This is a genomic window from Rhodococcus sp. ABRD24 (assembly GCF_004328705.1).
Lineage (GTDB): Bacteria > Actinomycetota > Actinomycetes > Mycobacteriales > Mycobacteriaceae > Prescottella.
Genome location: NZ_CP035319.1, coordinates 4,122,848 through 4,137,297 on the forward strand (window position 1 = coordinate 4,122,848; position 14,450 = coordinate 4,137,297).

Consider the following 14,450-nt stretch of genomic DNA (forward strand, 5'->3'; position numbering starts at 1 on the left):
TGACTGTCATGGGCGTTCGGCGAAGCGCCGTGATTGGCGGTAGTGCCCGTGGCCAGGTTCAGCCATCTCACCGACAGATCGGGACAGAAATACCCCGGTACCGAGACTTTCGCGGAGAAGGTCACCCCACCGGCGCCGGGGGTCGCCGACGCAGTGATGGCCGTCAGAGTCGGTACACAAGTCCAGACGGTGAGCGTGCATGCTGTGCCGAACCTGACCGGAACTTGGAAGTCCGTCGTCGTTGACGGAGGCTGCTGCGGGTTGGCAGACGCTATCGCAGGGAGCAGGGGTGTTGCTCAGGGCTCCTCGCTCGCATTCTGTGCCACCACACCGGCATCGGTAACGATTCGCTGTGTGCGCGGCCAAAGTTCTGCGTCGTACGCCTCCTGGCAGAGATACTGCATCGGTGACGCCGACCAAACGAAACGGCTTCTCCGCCTTGTCGATGGTGGTGCTCGCTGTCGCGGGCTTGCTGGTCGCGGCCCCGGGGAGCGGCGGCGCCGCAGCGCCCGCCTGGCGATACACGATGGTCGCGTTCAGCAACACCAGCGACCGCGACATGGATGTCTACGAGTCGGGGGATGCCACTGACTTCCAGCCCCTCCGGCTGTCGGCATATCAGCCTCCGTCAGGGGTGGTGCGTGACCCGAGTATCTTCCGGCACACGGACGGGTTCTATTACCTCGTCTACACCACGGTCAACGGGGCGAACATCGGCTTCGCGCGCAGCAGTGACCGCATCGACTGGATGTTCCTGGGGGCCTGGCCGGTTCCGTTCTGCTGCGCTTTCCTGCCGGGCACCGGAGACGGGACCGGCTCGGCGAGCCCGCCGGGCTCTTCGGGATCGGCCGGGTCCAGCGACGGACCGTCGCTGTCGCCGTTCACCACGAAAGCTTGGGCGCCCGAATGGTTCGTGGACGGCGACCGCGTCCACGTCATCCTGTCGATGTCGACCGGTGGCGGATTCGTGCCGTACCTCATGACCGCGCTGGACTCGTCGCTCCGAATCTGGGGCCTGCCCACTCTGCTCGACGGGATCGGCGCGGACCACATCGACACCACCGTGGTCAAAGTGGGAGCGGTGTACCACGCGTTCACCAAGAACGAGACGACGAAGGTCATCGAGCATGCAGTCGCGCCGTCGGTGACGGGACCGTATTCGTTCGTCCCGGCTGGAAATTGGGGTTCGATGCTGGAGGGCCCAGCCCTGGTTCAGTTGCCGAACAACACCTGGCGGATATATCTCGACGCCTATGCCGAAGGAAAGTACCTCTATTCCGACAGCACGGATGGGCTGAGCACCTGGTCGCCCGCGCAAGAGCTTCCGGGCCTTTCCGGGGCGGTGCGTCACTTCGGCGTGATGCGTGAGCCGACGTAACGGCGGTCACCTCGCCCCGACAGGGGCGCCTCACCCAATGACCTGCGTGTGACGAACCGCCGCGTCGCCCCCGACAGCGGATCGGTGAATTCCAGTTCCCGCGCGAGTAATTGGAGTGGGAGGGCATGATCGTCAGGTGCCTCGGGCAGCAGTTCGGGATACAGGCGGTCGCCCAGGATCCCGATGCCGAGCGCTGCCAGATGCACCCGCAGCTGGTGCATCCGTCCGGTGCGTGGACGCAGGATCGTTTGCAGCACAGCATGTCCGGAGGCGCTCACGCCGGTCCCGCGCACCTCGACCGTCGTCTCGGCGTTGGGCTCGCGGAGGTCGTCGACGATCGCCCGCAACTCGCCGCGCCGCGCCTCGATGTGGTTGCGGTAGACGACGGGAATGGCGTGCCTGGCAAGCGTCGGTGCGTCCGGGTCCCACTCGGGCGGTAGCGCCGACACCGCCTCGTAGACCTTCACAACCCGCCGCTTCTCGAACAGCGACTGGTATGCGCCGCGCGTCACGGGACGGGCCGAGAACATCACCAGGCCGGCAGTCGCGCGGTCGAGTCGATGGATCGGCGTCAGGTCCGGGTTGTCGAGGCGGGTCCGCAATCGGACGAGCGCGGACTCGCGCAGGTACCGCCCGGCCGGGGTGGTCGGGAGGAAATGTGGCTTGTCGATCACGACGAGGTCGTCGTCGATGTGCAGAATCTCCTCGTGGAACGGCACCGGGTCCTCGTCGGGCAGATCGCGGTAGTACCAGACGAATTCGTGTGCCCCCAGGGACGTGCCGCGACCGATCGGACGTCCGTCGGTGCCCACGATCTCGCCGGCGTCGAACCGCCGGTACAGGTCGTCTGCGTTCAGATGGTCGAACCTCGCGACGACGTACTCGGCGATCGTCGCCCACGGACCGGAGGCAGGGAGACGCAGCCGCGTCGGTCCGACCCCGTTCTTGACGGGCAGCGGTGAGGGCATCGACACGCGCGTCATCATCCCACCGCAGCCAGGAGCGCAGCGACGTCAGGCGGGCCGAAGGATCGGCCCGGTGTAGTCCGGGTCGTCGTCCTCGACAGGTGCGGGATGGTGACGTGGCGCGGCAGCGGCGTCCGTGCCAGTTCCAGCGATGACCCGTGCGACCCGAGGGTCGGCGGTCAGCTCGTCACGGAGGGCCTGTGCCGCGCATTCCGCCTCGGTGCACGCTGCGCGGTGGGTGTCGGTGATGGTCGTCGCGAGCACGGCAGCACCTCCGGCGAGTGCAGCGTCGGTGATGGTCAGGGCGGTGATGCGGCCGGCGGCGTCGACTTCGGCGGTGACGTGCCCGCCTGCGGATTCGGCACGTCCGCGCACGCGCGTCACCGCCTCGTGGACTCGGCGTGCCTTCGCGGCGAGCTCATCGAGTGGTGCGCTGCTGGTCACGGTGTCGCACACGGCGTTGTCGGGTCGGCCCGCTCAGCGGGACCAGGCGGCGTCAGCGATCTGCACCATCACGTCGGTGATCTGCTTCTCGGTGTCCTCGAGTGAGGGCAGAGTGGGCAGTAGGGCGGCTGCGGCGGCGATCTGGTCTCCACATCCGGTGGTCAGGATTGTCATGGTTACCGCGGCCAGCAGTGGCAGTGTCTGTCGGTTCATCGGCGCACCGCCTGTTCGGATAGTCCGGCCACGACCACAGCCATGTTGTATCCCGACATTCGAAGCTCCGCGTTGTTGCCGAGTTGTGAGTACTGACTGTGCGAGTGGACGCCGTCTCGTATGACGCTGTCTGGGCTGACACCCGCGTTCACGGAGAGCTGTTCGAACTCGGCGGTGCCGGGGTCCGGCCCGAACACGCGGACCTTCCCGATCTCCGTCACGATGCGATCCTCGTCGGCCTCCATCACATACGCGTGCCCCTCGGTCAGGCCGAGATCGGATTCGTCTGAGGCATTGACGCCGGGCGATCCGTAAAACACGGCGTCGTCGACAGATTGGCCGGGTCCGGGGTCCTGGAGCGCGAGGCCGGTGGTGAGGGATCCGTAGGAGTGGCCGAGCGCGGTGATGTGTGGGTTGGGCCGCGTCGATGCGACATCCAGTCCGTCGTAGAACCTGGCGAGCTTGGCGGCGCCCGCCTCGGCCCGGTCGCTCTGGATTACCTCGAGGACGCCGCGGGCAACGTCGAGGACGCTCGGGCCGGTGGTCTGCGGCGGTCCGTATCCCAACCACGCGATGCTTGCCACGGTCTCGTCCCGGCCGACGGTGTCGAGCTGGTACTCCGCCTCGGATCTCAGCAGGCAGGCCTCTTTGACCATCGCGTTGAAGGAGTCGTCGACGTTGGAGTTCAGTCCGGGGGTGGTGACCGAGATGTGATCGGCAGTGTCGGGGTCTCCGACAGCGAACGCGGCCATGCCACGTTCGCCGGACTGTAGGTCGAGCAGCATCAGGCGGCCTTCGGGGTTGCCGGCCACGACGTTCTCGACCTCCTCGAGGTCGCGCAGTTTCTGCTCGGCGTACCAGAGCGCGGTGTCGTCGCCGGTGAACGCGCCGCCGAAGAGGTTGTCGTCGTGTTTCGCCTGTAGACGGTCTCGTTCGGCTTCGAGGCGGGCGCGTTCGTCGTCGAACCGGCCGACGTTCGCCTCGTGTCGCACGGCGGAGGGGATGCCGTCGCGACTGCCGACCCAGTCCGGATGTTCCTCGATGACCCGATGCCGCTGTTCCTCGGTGAGCAAGTCCCAATACTTCTTGTTTTCGGCAGCGGTGGTACCGGGGGTCGGTTCGGGGAGAACATCGGTTCCGAGGTTCCCCGTCACGGCTTCGGCGGTGGCACCCAGCTGAGCGGTCGCAGTGTCCAGGGCTGCGCCGGCGCGGGCGTCGAGTTCGCCGACCGTGGCCAGGGCAGGGACCAGCCGGGCCTCGAACACGGTCGCTTGTTCGGCCAGTTGTGCCTGAATCAGTAGGTCTGCCAACGCGTTGCCGCTGACAAACGGTGGAGCGCTGACTCGTCCGTCGTCGGCGACTGCGAATCCAGATGCGATCGCCTCGTCGGCAATGGAGAGGGCCGCGAGTCGGGCGGGACCGATCGAGGCCGCGGCCCCGAGCAGCGCATCAGCTAGGGCGGTACCCGCCGTCGCGGTGCGGCGGGCCGCGCCCACTTCCGTCGCGGAGCGCGAACCCGCGGCCGCGGCGGCGGAACCGTGCCAACTCCACTGGACGGTATCGATGTGCGATCTGGCCGCGTTCATCGAGTCGCTGAAAGCACGGCTCGATGCGGCGACGGCGGTGCCGACGGCGGCGAGCTCGTCCGGGCGCCAGTAGCGCAACTGTGACAGTGTGACCATCTAAGACCCCCCGGCTGTGGTGCCGAGATTCAGCCTGGAGGTGTGGTCGGTGGCGTCGTACTCGCGGGCGTTCGCTTCCGTGGTAGCTGCCATTGCGCGCAGCCGCCCGGCCGTGTCGCGGTAGGACCCGAGTAGCGGCTCCCCGGCGCGGGCCGCGGCTGCAGCGGCCGACGACGCCGGCATCGCAGAGGTGACGGCGTCGATCAGAGCGGACAGCTCAATGCCCGAGATCCGATCGGCCGCACCTGTCAACGACGTAGCGAGCCAACGCAACGTGTCGGTATCGACGCCCAGCTGATCGCCCAATCGAACCCTCCGAAGTCCCCGGGCTCACCGCAGAGCCTGATTGGTATGACGCAGGCCAGCTGTGCATGGTTCCACCCGACCTCGGTGGGTTGCCTACCGGCGTTCGGTCGTGGCTCGACGGGGAAATGCCGAGGGAGGTCATCGGGAATCGAAGTCGGCGCTGTGGATCGGGTCAACTCTGGTGGCGGCACATCGGAATGATCTCGCCAGAATCGGGCTCGTACGGTGTCCCCGACCAATCACCCAGCCAGCGTTCTACCTGAAGCCCTGCCCGATCGATCTGTGCGGCGATCAGGTCACGGCCTGGAAACGCAATCGACGAATGTGCAGAGTACGTCAGATCGCTAGCGCAGGGTCGATAGTGAGTCCCGTAGGTGACGATTCCAGTCCGCTCGTCAACGTCGACATCGTTCCACGCCATCGTTTCACCATGTTCTGGATGCATAATCTGCCGCATCGACTCCTCACGATTCCACTCCAGCCATTCCTTGCGCGCTGGATTTCGTGAGTCGAAAACCAGTCGGCCGCCGTCCGCAAGGTGTCGAGCAGCGTTGGCTAGCACATTCATCCGGTCATCATCGGATAGGAAGACTTGGAATGCGTGGCCTGTCATCACGATCAGATCGAAACGACGATCCAGGCGCACAGTCCTCGAATCGCCGCGGACCCAATGCACGTGCTCAGAACCGGACTTCGACCGGGCCAGGTCGAGCATTGCCTCCGCCGGGTCGACTCCGGTCACCGATATTCCATGCCGAGTGGCAATCGCACACGCGAGAGTTCCGGTACCGCAGCCGAAATCCAGCACCGAATCGCTCTTGGCTGCAAGGCTCAGGCAGACGGCGTCGCTCGAACTCCAACCGTTTTCGAGATCATAGAAGCTGGCCATAACGGGATCGTCGTAGAGGGCGTCGAACTGCATCGCAGCATGATGGCACACTCGAGTTCTCGACCGACATCGAATTTCACCCGGCCGAGCGAAAGACGGTGATCATGCTCGCCACTCATCAACCTGGCGAGCATGATCCGCGACTACGAGCCCCACGGCCACCCGGTGGACCCGCTTCCAGCAGATCCCAGGGATCCGCTCGAACCGACCGATCCGGTGTCATCGGGATATACCTCCTCCAGCACGCTGCGGGCAGGCACGTCGATAGTGAAGAAGGCGAACGCCTCCCTGTTTCGATCATCCCGGACACGCAACGTCACCGCGTGAGTACCGACTGGGAGTGGATCCACCTGCGCGATTCCGTCGACACATTCGACGTCGAAGGAGCCGCGGTCGTCGATATCGAATCGCGCATCCATCGCCCCCGACGCGGAGCTTCCAGCGCAGGAAAGGAGGATCTGCCTTCCTTCCATCGGAATGCCGAAGACCGATCCAGAAGCAGTCGGCTGATTGTCGATCTCGTCGATCGCACTCATGATCTCGTCACCGACCAGGCCCGCATTCGCGATCTCCACCGACGACCCACCGGTCGCGCCCGCAATCGGGTCCATGATCGTTGTCAGGTGACGGCTCGCGCTGATCGAGTAGAGTGTCGCAGCGCCAGGCCCCTTCACGACGGACGCTGTCTCTGCCTGTCGCAGGGTGGCCGGCGCGACAACCGTATCCGTGGTCGATGGAGCCTGTTCGCGTGATTCGGGCGTGACACCCCGCGCCGCTGCGGCCAGGCTGAACGGCTCGGGTAACGGCCGCACCCCGTTGAGCATGTCGGTGACAGTTGCGCTGGTCAGCCCGGTTGCCGGTTCCGGATCATGGGGAGGTGCGTCGCCCAGCAGGATTACCGATCTCCTGCTGTCGTTGTGCCATTGAGCTCGCAGCGCCTCCACGATCCCGGAGTAGACAGCCTCGGGAGTGTCTCCGCCGCCATACGCGGTGAGCGAATTCAGCCCGGTATTGAACGCGGAGAAGTCTGATGTCAAGGGCACGACTGTCCGCGCGACGAAGGCGTCGCCGTGATCACGGAACTCAACTAGTGACACTCGGGATCGGCCGTCAGCGCTGACGATCCGGTTTGCAATGTCTGCGGCCTGGGATCGGACGTTGTTGATGTAGGGCTGCATCGAGCCCGTCGTATCTATTGCGAACACGGTGTCTTTCGCGACCGACGACGTCTGTCCGCTGCCGTACGATTCCCGCGCGACTCGAACTGATGCCGCGAGTGCCTTCGCCATGAAGTCGACTTCGTCGGTTTCCGACGGCTTCATTCCGGTTCCCAACACCAACTTCACGCCCGGCTTGTAGTAGTTCATGTGCGCAGACTCGTCTTTGTGGAGAATCGAGTCGCAGATCGGATCCTTCTCATGGCAGAGCGAGACGCGGCGGACACCCGGAAGGCTGTAGTACCCGTCTCGGGATTCTCCCAGTACTCGCCTGTAGATGCCTTCGCCATCCGATCCGCCACCGAAAACCCCGTCTGCGTCCGGCTTCTGGTACGGATCGCCCACCAGATGTGACGCGACCAGCACGCCCAGCTTGCTGAAGTGCTGAGCGGTGAGGCGGGCAACCATCGCACCCTGTGAGTATCCGAGGAGAATCACCTTCGGTGCAGCGCACGACGCGGGCTGAGTCTTCCTGAAGTCCGAATACGCCGCCTTCGCTGCGACTGCTCCCATCTCGGCGGATTCGAGGATGTCGAATGCTCCGTCGACGGATTGGACAACCTTGACGGCGGGGTACCCCGCTCCGACATCGATGATGGGAGTCTCATGCATCTGTTGCGTTTGGTACGCCTTCTTCAGCAAACGCTCGAGTGTCGGTCCCTCCCAGCCGCCCGTCCGCTGGGACCCATATTTCTGCGCTCCGACCGAGGGCTCGCCGCTTCCTCGCATGGCCAGCGCGACAACCGGGGTACACGCTTCGTCCGCGTGTGCGGCGGGGACGAACACGGAAACTGTAGACAGCAGAATTGCTGTCGCGCCAACAGTAACCGCGGTCTTTCGTAGAAATCTCAATTAGACACTCCCTCGAATCAATGACCAATTCTTCGAGGGCACTTTAGGTGTATCGCCGAGGTTCTGTCTGTCCATCGAACGATCTACAGGGTGGAAAGGCGGGACCGATGACGGTGAGGCTGAGCTCCAGGATCCAGACCGTCCCGACGCCGGTCTTGCTGATTGGCGGTGATCTGGACCTGGTCCCCACCGCCGCGCGGGGATCGAACTCGCGTGATCCGAACTCTTGAACGCAGTGCTCAGTCACCACAGGGCAGTCCTACTTCTCGGACGCATCGGATGCGCTGGCGGATCCCGCGAAGTCTGCAGCCCTCGCCGACTTCCTCGAGCGTCTGGCCCGCGCCCAGGTGTGGGCGGACGCGCACCCCGAGGCGTGGGTGCCGATTTTCGCGAAGCTGACCAAACTGCCGGAGGACGTCGCAGCGGCGTCGTTCGACAGCTCCAAGGGGGCCTACGTCCAGATCGATGAGAGTCGAATTATGAAGCAACAGAGGCTGATCAACCTGTTCGCTGCGGCGGGTCTGTTGAAGCAGGCGCGCGTCGCGGCCCAGTACTTCGATGCCCGGTTCAACCCGCAGGTCCAGGCGGCGAAGAAATGACCGCGATCCTGACGAAACCTGAAATCCATGAGGTGCCTGGGGGCAGCGGCGTCACGGAGGTGACGCGTCGTCGTCGAAGGTCGTGGAAACCGCCGCTGCGCCTGATCTCTCCGCTGGTCCTGCTGGTCCTGTGGCAGGCGCTCAGCAGCGCGGGCGTAATCTCGGACAGAACTCTCGCCTCGCCGGCGCAGGTGGTCTCTGCCGCCGTCGAGCTGCGCGCGGACGGGAGCCTGCTGGACGCGCTCGGGGTATCGGTGCAGCGGGTGCTGTTCGGCGTCCTGCTCGGCATCTCGGTTGCTGTCGTGTTGGGCGTGTTGGCAGGGTTCTCCCGGGTCGTGGAACTCGCGATCGATCCACCCATCCAGATGTTGCGGACGGTGCCATTCGTCGGGCTGATCCCGCTGTTCATCATCTGGTTCGGCATCGGTGAGCACCCCAAGATTTTCCTGGTTGCGCTCGGTGTGATGTTCCCGCTCTATCTGAACCTGTTCGCCGGCATTCGGAGCATCGACCGGAAGCTGGTCGAGGCAGCGGAAGCGCTGGGGCTGAGCAAGTTCCAGCTTGCCATCCATGTGATCCTGCCGGGAGCTCTACCGCAGGCGCTGACCGGTCTGCGCATGTCACTCGGCGTCGCGTGGCTCGCGCTGATCGTCGCAGAACAGATCAACGCCGATGCCGGGCTCGGGTATCTGGTCAACAACGCCCGCATCTACTTCCGCATCGACATCATCATTTTCGGCTTGCTCGTGTACGCGTTCCTCGGTCTCGCGACTGATGCGCTCGTGCGGGCCCTCGAGGGAAGGCTGCTGACGTGGCGCAAGACGTATCAAGGAACGTGAACCGGGGCGTTGTGACCGCGAGGGGCGTCCGACGGGTGTTCGGCTCCGACGTCGTGCTCGATGGCATCGACCTGACTCTGCAGCGCGGCGAGATCGTTGCCCTGGTGGGACGAAGCGGTTCCGGCAAGTCGACGCGCTCGCCGAGGTGAACCTCGGCCATCGCATCGACGCCTGGCCGTTGACCCTGTCCGGCGGCGAGGCACAGCGAGTGTCGTTGGGTCGGGCCCTGGTTCGCGAACCGGACGTGCTGCTGCTCGACGAACCGTTCGGCGCGCTGGACGCGCTGCCCGGATCACGGCGTACGAGTTGCTGATCAGGCTGTGGAGGCGCCACGGCTTCGCCGTCCTGCTCGTCACCCATGACGTGGAGGAGGAGGCGGTGCTGCTCGCTGATCGGGTACTGGTCCTCGACGGCGGCCGGATTGCACGCGATGTCGCGGTTTCGGCGTCGCGTCCGCGGTTGCGCGCCGATCCGGAAGTCGTTGACCTGCGCAAGAAAGTTCTCGCCCATCTGGGTGTTCTCGAGGGGATCTCGGCATGACTCTGCATTTTCACTGGTACCTGCCCGCCTCCGGTGACGGACGTGAGGTGATCGGCGCGCTCGAGCCGCGGGAGGCGGCGGGTCGGGCATCCGAGTTCCGGTCGGCGTCGCTCGATTACCCTGCGCTGGTGGCGAAGACCGCCGAGCAGCTGGGCTTCGAGGCGGTGCTCACCCCGACGGGAACATGGTGCTCCGACGCTTGGATCACCACCGCGGCGCTCATCCGCGAGACCAGCACGCTCAAGTTCCTGGTCGCATTCAGGCCAGGGCTGATCACTCCGACCCTCGCCGCGCAGCAGGCAGCTGCCTTCCAGCAACTGTCGCCTGGGCGCCTGCTGCTCAACATCGTCACCGGCGGCGATGCGGAGGAACAGCGCCGATTCGGTGACTTCCTCACCAAGGAGGAGCGGTACGAACGCACCGGGGAGTTCCTGGAGATCGTGCGCGGCGCATGGAGCGGGACGCCGTACGACTTCGCGGGCAAGTACTACACCGTCGAGGGTGCTGCGGCGCTACCTGCACCTTCGCCGGCTCCGGGGATCTTCTTCGGCGGGGCCAGCGCGCCCGCGCTGGATGTCGCCGCGCAGCATGTCGACAGCTACCTGACATGGACCGAACCACCGGCGAAGGTCGCTGCGCTCATCGACGGCGTACGCCGCCGCGCCGCCGCGCACGGACGGACGCTGAGCTTCGGCATCCGCGCCCATGTGATCGCCCGCGACACCTCGCAGGAGGCGTGGTCGGAGGCGAACAAGCTGGTGGACCGAATGAGTCCCGCCCAGATCGAACTGGCCCGAACCAGGCTGGGGCAGAGCGAATCCGAGGGCCAGCGGCGCCAGCTCGGACTGAGCGCGGATCTACGCAACCTCGAGGTGTATCCAGGTCTGTGGGCCGGCTACGGGTTGGTGCGCGGCGGCGCGGGGACGGCACTGGTGGGCAGCGATGAGGAGGTTGCGTCGTTGATCCGGGAATATGCGGCCGTGGGCGTCGAGCACTTCGTGCTGTCAGGTCAACCGCACATCGAGGAGGCGTATTGGTTCGGTGAGGGAGTGCGGCCGATCCTCTCGAGGCAGGGGCTGCTGCACGCCGCGTGAGCGGGTCGATCAGGGGTGGGTGACGGTCGCGGACATCGGCCGGCCGTCGGCACCGCCCGCAGGGAAGCACGGTGAGGACAGCGTGATTGCAAGACCGTCGTATCCGTTGCGGAACAGATGGAAACGATAGTTGTCGTTCGTCCACGCGCTGACGGTGTTCGCGCCCTCGCGCACCACCGACCAGCCGAGTGTTCGCCACGCCGCCATGATGCGGTCCTGCACTGCGATTGCGCTTCCGGGCGGTACCCCGATGACCCAGTAAGTGGTACCGACTCGTATGAGTGGACTGTCCGCTGCACTGTTCGTGCACGGAACCGCCGAGCCGTTAGACGGCTCTGCGGACGAGTACGGAGGCGGTTGGAGCGACAACGATAGCGACGGCGCGAGCTGTGCCAGCGTGTCGGCGAGCAGCTGCTCGGACCGTTTGCGCATCTCCTCCTGGGTTTGCGGCGCGTCGGCGGCGAGGGTGGCCGGCTGCGGTGGGGTGTCGGTGCCGCCGCACGAGACGATCGCAACGGCGGCGAAGAGTGCCGCGGCAGTTGCCCGTGCCAGTCGGGTCATGTCGGTCCACCCCCTCCGGTGATCCGCGCGCGAAATCCACGGTAGCCGTCCGCGCTGGTCGCTACGCGGTGTTGGCGAGGTTGCTTCGGGTGGGAGCTGGGGCATCATGGTCGGATGGCGGTTTCGGAGGGGACGTTCGCCCGTGCGACAGGTGCTGTCGCTGTCGCAACTGCGGCGAGCCGCGTGACCGGCTTCATTCGCACGCTGGCGTTGGCTGCGGTGCTGGGTGTGGCAGCTGTCGGTGATGCATACAACGGCGCGAACACCATGCCGAGCATGGTGTACGAGCTGCTCCTCGGAGGCGTGATGAGCAGCGTCTTCATCCCGGTGCTGGCGCGGGCGCGTCTGCGTGGATGTGCGCACTCGCGTCTGTTCACCCAGCGCATGCTGGTTGCGACCGTGATCGGCGCCGCAGCAATCACTCTCGTTGCTGTGGCCGCTGCACCGTTGCTTGTCGCGGCGGTGGTGCCGGAAGCAGCCCAATCGCAGCTCACGACCTCGCTGGCGTACTTGTTGTTGCCAGAGATCTTCTTCTACGCGGTGGCCGGCACCGTGACAGCCGTGTTGAACGTGCGCGACAGCTACGCCCCGGCCGCCTGGGCGCCAGTGGTCAACAACCTGATCGTGCTCGTCACCGTCGGGGTCTTCGCGCTGTTACCGGGCCCGGTGACGTTGGTGCCGTCATCGCTGACCACCGCGCAGGTCCTCGTGCTGGGGATCGGCACCACTGCGGGGATTGTGGGACAAGCGGCGTGGTCGGGTGCGGCGCTGCGGCGCTGCGGCGCAGCGGTTTCCGGTGGAGTTGGCGAGTGCGTCCTCTCCCGTACACGTGGCGGCCGATCAAGGCGGGCGCGAAGTTGTTCGGATGGGTTGCTCTGTACGTCGCGGTCGGCCAACTCGGTGTTGCGGTCGTTCTCAGAGTTGCATTCAGCCACGGCGCAGTGTCGACCTACACCTACGCCGACTTACTGTTTCAGGTGCCCTACGGCATTCTCGGGGTGTCCCTGCTGACGGTGCTGATGCCACGGATCGCTCACGCTGTCGCTGTCGGAGACCGCGATGCACTCGTCGCGGATATGAACCGTGCCGCCCGCTACTCGATGGTCGCGCTCGTCCCTGCCGCCGTCGCGATGGCCCTCCTCGGACCGATGCTGACCACCGTGATGTTCATCGGCAGAGTTGACGTCGATGCGGCTCGCCTCATCGGAATCGCGCTGGCACTGTCGGCGTTCGGACTGCCGCCGTTCGCGCTCGTGATGCTGCAGCTGCGGGTCTTCTACGCCGCCGACGACATGCGCACCCCGGCGCTGATCAACCTCGCGATGGTGGTCACGAAGATCAGCGTGGTGGCACTGAGCGTCGTGTCACTACCCGGCACCGCGGTAGTGGTGGCGTTGCCCGTTGCGGGTTCGCTGTCCTACCTCGTCGGCGCCGTCAGCGGTCACCTGATCCTTCGACGCCGGTACGGACTCCTCGGATTCCACGCCGTGCTGGACACCTTTGCTCGGGCACTATGGGCGTCGGTTTCTGCCGGCGTCGTCTGCATCGTCGCGGTCGGACTGTCACACCAGCTGCTGGACAACCCTCGCGCAGCCGCGGCGGTGGCCCTTGCGGCCGTGCTCGTGTTCGGAACACCAGCATTCCTCGTCACCGCTCAGAAGGTCGGCATCCCTGAAGTCCGCAATGCCAAGATGCTGCTGAGCCGATGAGTTTCCGGCGTGGCGGCGGTCTGTCTCGATGTATGCAACTCGACAATCGACAAGGATGCACTCACCATGCAGAAGATCACGCCATGCCTGTGGTTCGACACCGAGGGCGAGGAGGCCGCCCAGTTCTACACATCGGTGTTCAAGAACTCGCGGATCCTGAACGTCTCCCGGTACGGACCCGGAATGCACCGTCCGGAGGGTCTCGCGCTCACCGTGGAGTTCGAACTCGACGGGCAGAAGTTCACGATCCTCAACGGTGGCCCCGAGTTCACTTTCGACGAGGCGATCTCGTTCCAGGTGAGCTGCGCCGATCAGGCTGAGGTCGACGGCTACTGGTCGAAGCTGACCGCTGATGGCGGACAGGAAAGCCAGTGCGGGTGGCTGAAGGATCGCTACGGGGTGTCATGGCAGATCATTCCGGCGGCGCTCGGCTCGTACATCGGGGGGGCGGACGCGGAGGGCGCGCAACGGGCCACGCAGGCGATGCTCGGAATGCGCAAACTCGACATCGGCGTCATCCGCGCGGCCTACGAAGGCTCCTGACGGTTTGGTCCTCTCCGTCCGGTGCGGTTCGCTGTCTCCATGGGATTCAGTCGCAGTGAGCTCGAGTCGTTTCGCGACAAAGAAGTGCCGGATCTGATCGGTCCTGATTGTCGCCTGCTGTTCGTGGGCATCAATCCGGGGCTGTGGACCGCGGCCACCGGGGCGCACTTCGCGCGGCCTGGCAACCGGTTCTATCCGGCGCTGCTGCGGGCCGGGATCATCGACCGGCCGATCGACCCCACCGCCGGGATGTCAGCGTCCGATCGGGAACTCTTGATCACGCTTGGGATCGGGATCACCAATCTCGTTGCGAGAGCCACTGCCAGAGCTGATGAGCTGACGCCCGATGAGCTGCGGGCAGGAGCGGTGCGGCTGCGCGAGACGGTGGCAGAACTGCGTCCGCGGGTGGTTGCCGTCGCGGGTATCACCGCATACCGAGCGGCATTCGGGGTGCGGGCCGCGAAAAAGGGCAAACAACCCGACGACTTCGAGGGCGCCGAGCTGTGGCTGGTACCCAACCCCAGTGGGCTCAACGCACACGACACGGTCGACACGCTCGCCGCCGTGTACCGCGCGGCAGCCGTAGACGCGGGTGTCGTTTCCGGCTGAAGTTCATGGC

Annotated in this window: 15 protein-coding genes and 2 pseudogenes; 9 read left to right on the plus strand and 8 right to left on the minus strand. The window is 65.5% G+C overall.

Features of this window, described 5'->3' with window-relative positions; genetic code table 11:
• Positions 1-445 precede the first annotated feature (445 nt).
• Complete coding sequence (locus tag ERC79_RS18420) at positions 446-1,378, plus strand: arabinofuranosidase (protein WP_131581310.1); 933 nt, start codon at positions 446-448, stop codon at positions 1,376-1,378.
• Here the strand turns inward: ERC79_RS18420 and ERC79_RS18425 are convergent.
• The 7 genes from ERC79_RS18425 to ERC79_RS18455 form a co-directional block, all read right to left on the minus strand.
• Positions 1,348-2,364 (minus strand): pseudouridine synthase, encoded by a 1,017-nt coding sequence (locus tag ERC79_RS18425; protein ID WP_131579853.1) that lies wholly within the window; start codon positions 2,362-2,364, stop codon positions 1,348-1,350. The genes ERC79_RS18420 and ERC79_RS18425 overlap by 31 nt on opposite strands.
• Positions 2,365-2,391: 27 nt before the next feature.
• On the minus strand, positions 2,392-2,787 hold the full coding sequence (locus tag ERC79_RS18430) for a YbaB/EbfC family nucleoid-associated protein (protein WP_165497168.1): 396 nt from the start codon (positions 2,785-2,787) through the stop codon (positions 2,392-2,394).
• Positions 2,788-2,820: 33 nt separating this feature from the next.
• Positions 2,821-3,000 (minus strand): hypothetical protein, encoded by a 180-nt coding sequence (locus tag ERC79_RS18435; protein WP_131579855.1) that lies wholly within the window; start codon positions 2,998-3,000, stop codon positions 2,821-2,823.
• The gene (locus ERC79_RS18440; protein WP_242676630.1) at positions 2,997-4,682 is read right to left on the minus strand and encodes an alpha/beta hydrolase; all 1,686 of its coding nucleotides are present in this window, start codon (positions 4,680-4,682) and stop codon (positions 2,997-2,999) included. The genes ERC79_RS18435 and ERC79_RS18440 overlap by 4 nt, the downstream gene beginning before the upstream one ends.
• A complete protein-coding gene (locus ERC79_RS18445) occupies positions 4,683-4,988 on the minus strand; it encodes a type VII secretion target (RefSeq protein ID WP_131579856.1) in 306 nt (101 codons plus the stop codon). It abuts the gene before it with no gap.
• 172 nt (positions 4,989-5,160) lie between these two features.
• Positions 5,161-5,910: a class I SAM-dependent methyltransferase gene (locus ERC79_RS18450; protein WP_131579857.1), complete on the minus strand. Its 750-nt coding sequence runs from the start codon at positions 5,908-5,910 to the stop codon at positions 5,161-5,163.
• A 110-nt stretch (positions 5,911-6,020) separates the two neighbouring features.
• Complete coding sequence (locus ERC79_RS18455; RefSeq protein WP_131579858.1) at positions 6,021-7,880, minus strand: VWA domain-containing protein; 1,860 nt, start codon at positions 7,878-7,880, stop codon at positions 6,021-6,023.
• A 443-nt stretch (positions 7,881-8,323) separates the two neighbouring features.
• On the opposite strand from ERC79_RS18455, the gene ERC79_RS23615 reads away from it, so the two are divergent.
• The 4 genes and pseudogenes from ERC79_RS23615 to ERC79_RS18475 all read left to right on the plus strand — a co-directional run bounded on the left by ERC79_RS23615 (position 8,324) and on the right by ERC79_RS18475 (position 11,018).
• The gene (locus tag ERC79_RS23615; protein ID WP_242676631.1) at positions 8,324-8,545 is read left to right on the plus strand and encodes a hypothetical protein; all 222 of its coding nucleotides are present in this window, start codon (positions 8,324-8,326) and stop codon (positions 8,543-8,545) included.
• Positions 8,542-9,384, plus strand: coding sequence for an ABC transporter permease (locus ERC79_RS18465; protein ID WP_131579859.1), 843 nt, complete (start codon positions 8,542-8,544; stop codon positions 9,382-9,384). Before ERC79_RS23615 ends, ERC79_RS18465 begins: the two co-directional genes overlap by 4 nt.
• A pseudogene (locus ERC79_RS18470) lies at positions 9,381-9,924 on the plus strand (ATP-binding cassette domain-containing protein). Before ERC79_RS18465 ends, ERC79_RS18470 begins: the two are co-directional and overlap by 4 nt.
• Complete coding sequence (locus ERC79_RS18475; RefSeq protein ID WP_131579860.1) at positions 9,921-11,018, plus strand: LLM class flavin-dependent oxidoreductase; 1,098 nt, start codon at positions 9,921-9,923, stop codon at positions 11,016-11,018. Before ERC79_RS18470 ends, ERC79_RS18475 begins: the two are co-directional and overlap by 4 nt.
• Before the next feature lie 9 nt (positions 11,019-11,027).
• On the opposite strand, the gene ERC79_RS18480 is transcribed toward ERC79_RS18475, so the two are convergent.
• Positions 11,028-11,579 (minus strand): hypothetical protein, encoded by a 552-nt coding sequence (locus ERC79_RS18480; protein WP_131579861.1) that lies wholly within the window; start codon positions 11,577-11,579, stop codon positions 11,028-11,030.
• Positions 11,580-11,846: 267 nt separating this feature from the next.
• Between ERC79_RS18480 and ERC79_RS23770 the strand changes: the two are divergent.
• From ERC79_RS23770 to ERC79_RS18500, 4 genes and pseudogenes are all read left to right on the plus strand, one after another.
• Positions 11,847-12,293 (plus strand): annotated as a pseudogene (locus ERC79_RS23770) (lipid II flippase MurJ); the annotation flags it as partial.
• Positions 12,294-12,388: 95 nt separating this feature from the next.
• Positions 12,389-13,288: a lipid II flippase MurJ gene (locus ERC79_RS23775; protein WP_278249710.1), complete on the plus strand. Its 900-nt coding sequence runs from the start codon at positions 12,389-12,391 to the stop codon at positions 13,286-13,288.
• A 66-nt stretch (positions 13,289-13,354) separates the two neighbouring features.
• Positions 13,355-13,831, plus strand: coding sequence for a VOC family protein (locus ERC79_RS18495; RefSeq protein ID WP_131579864.1), 477 nt, complete (start codon positions 13,355-13,357; stop codon positions 13,829-13,831).
• 39 nt (positions 13,832-13,870) lie between these two features.
• Entirely contained in the window at positions 13,871-14,440 is a 570-nt protein-coding gene (locus ERC79_RS18500) for a mismatch-specific DNA-glycosylase (RefSeq protein WP_131579865.1), read from the plus strand.
• The last annotated feature ends 10 nt before the right edge of the window (positions 14,441-14,450 follow it).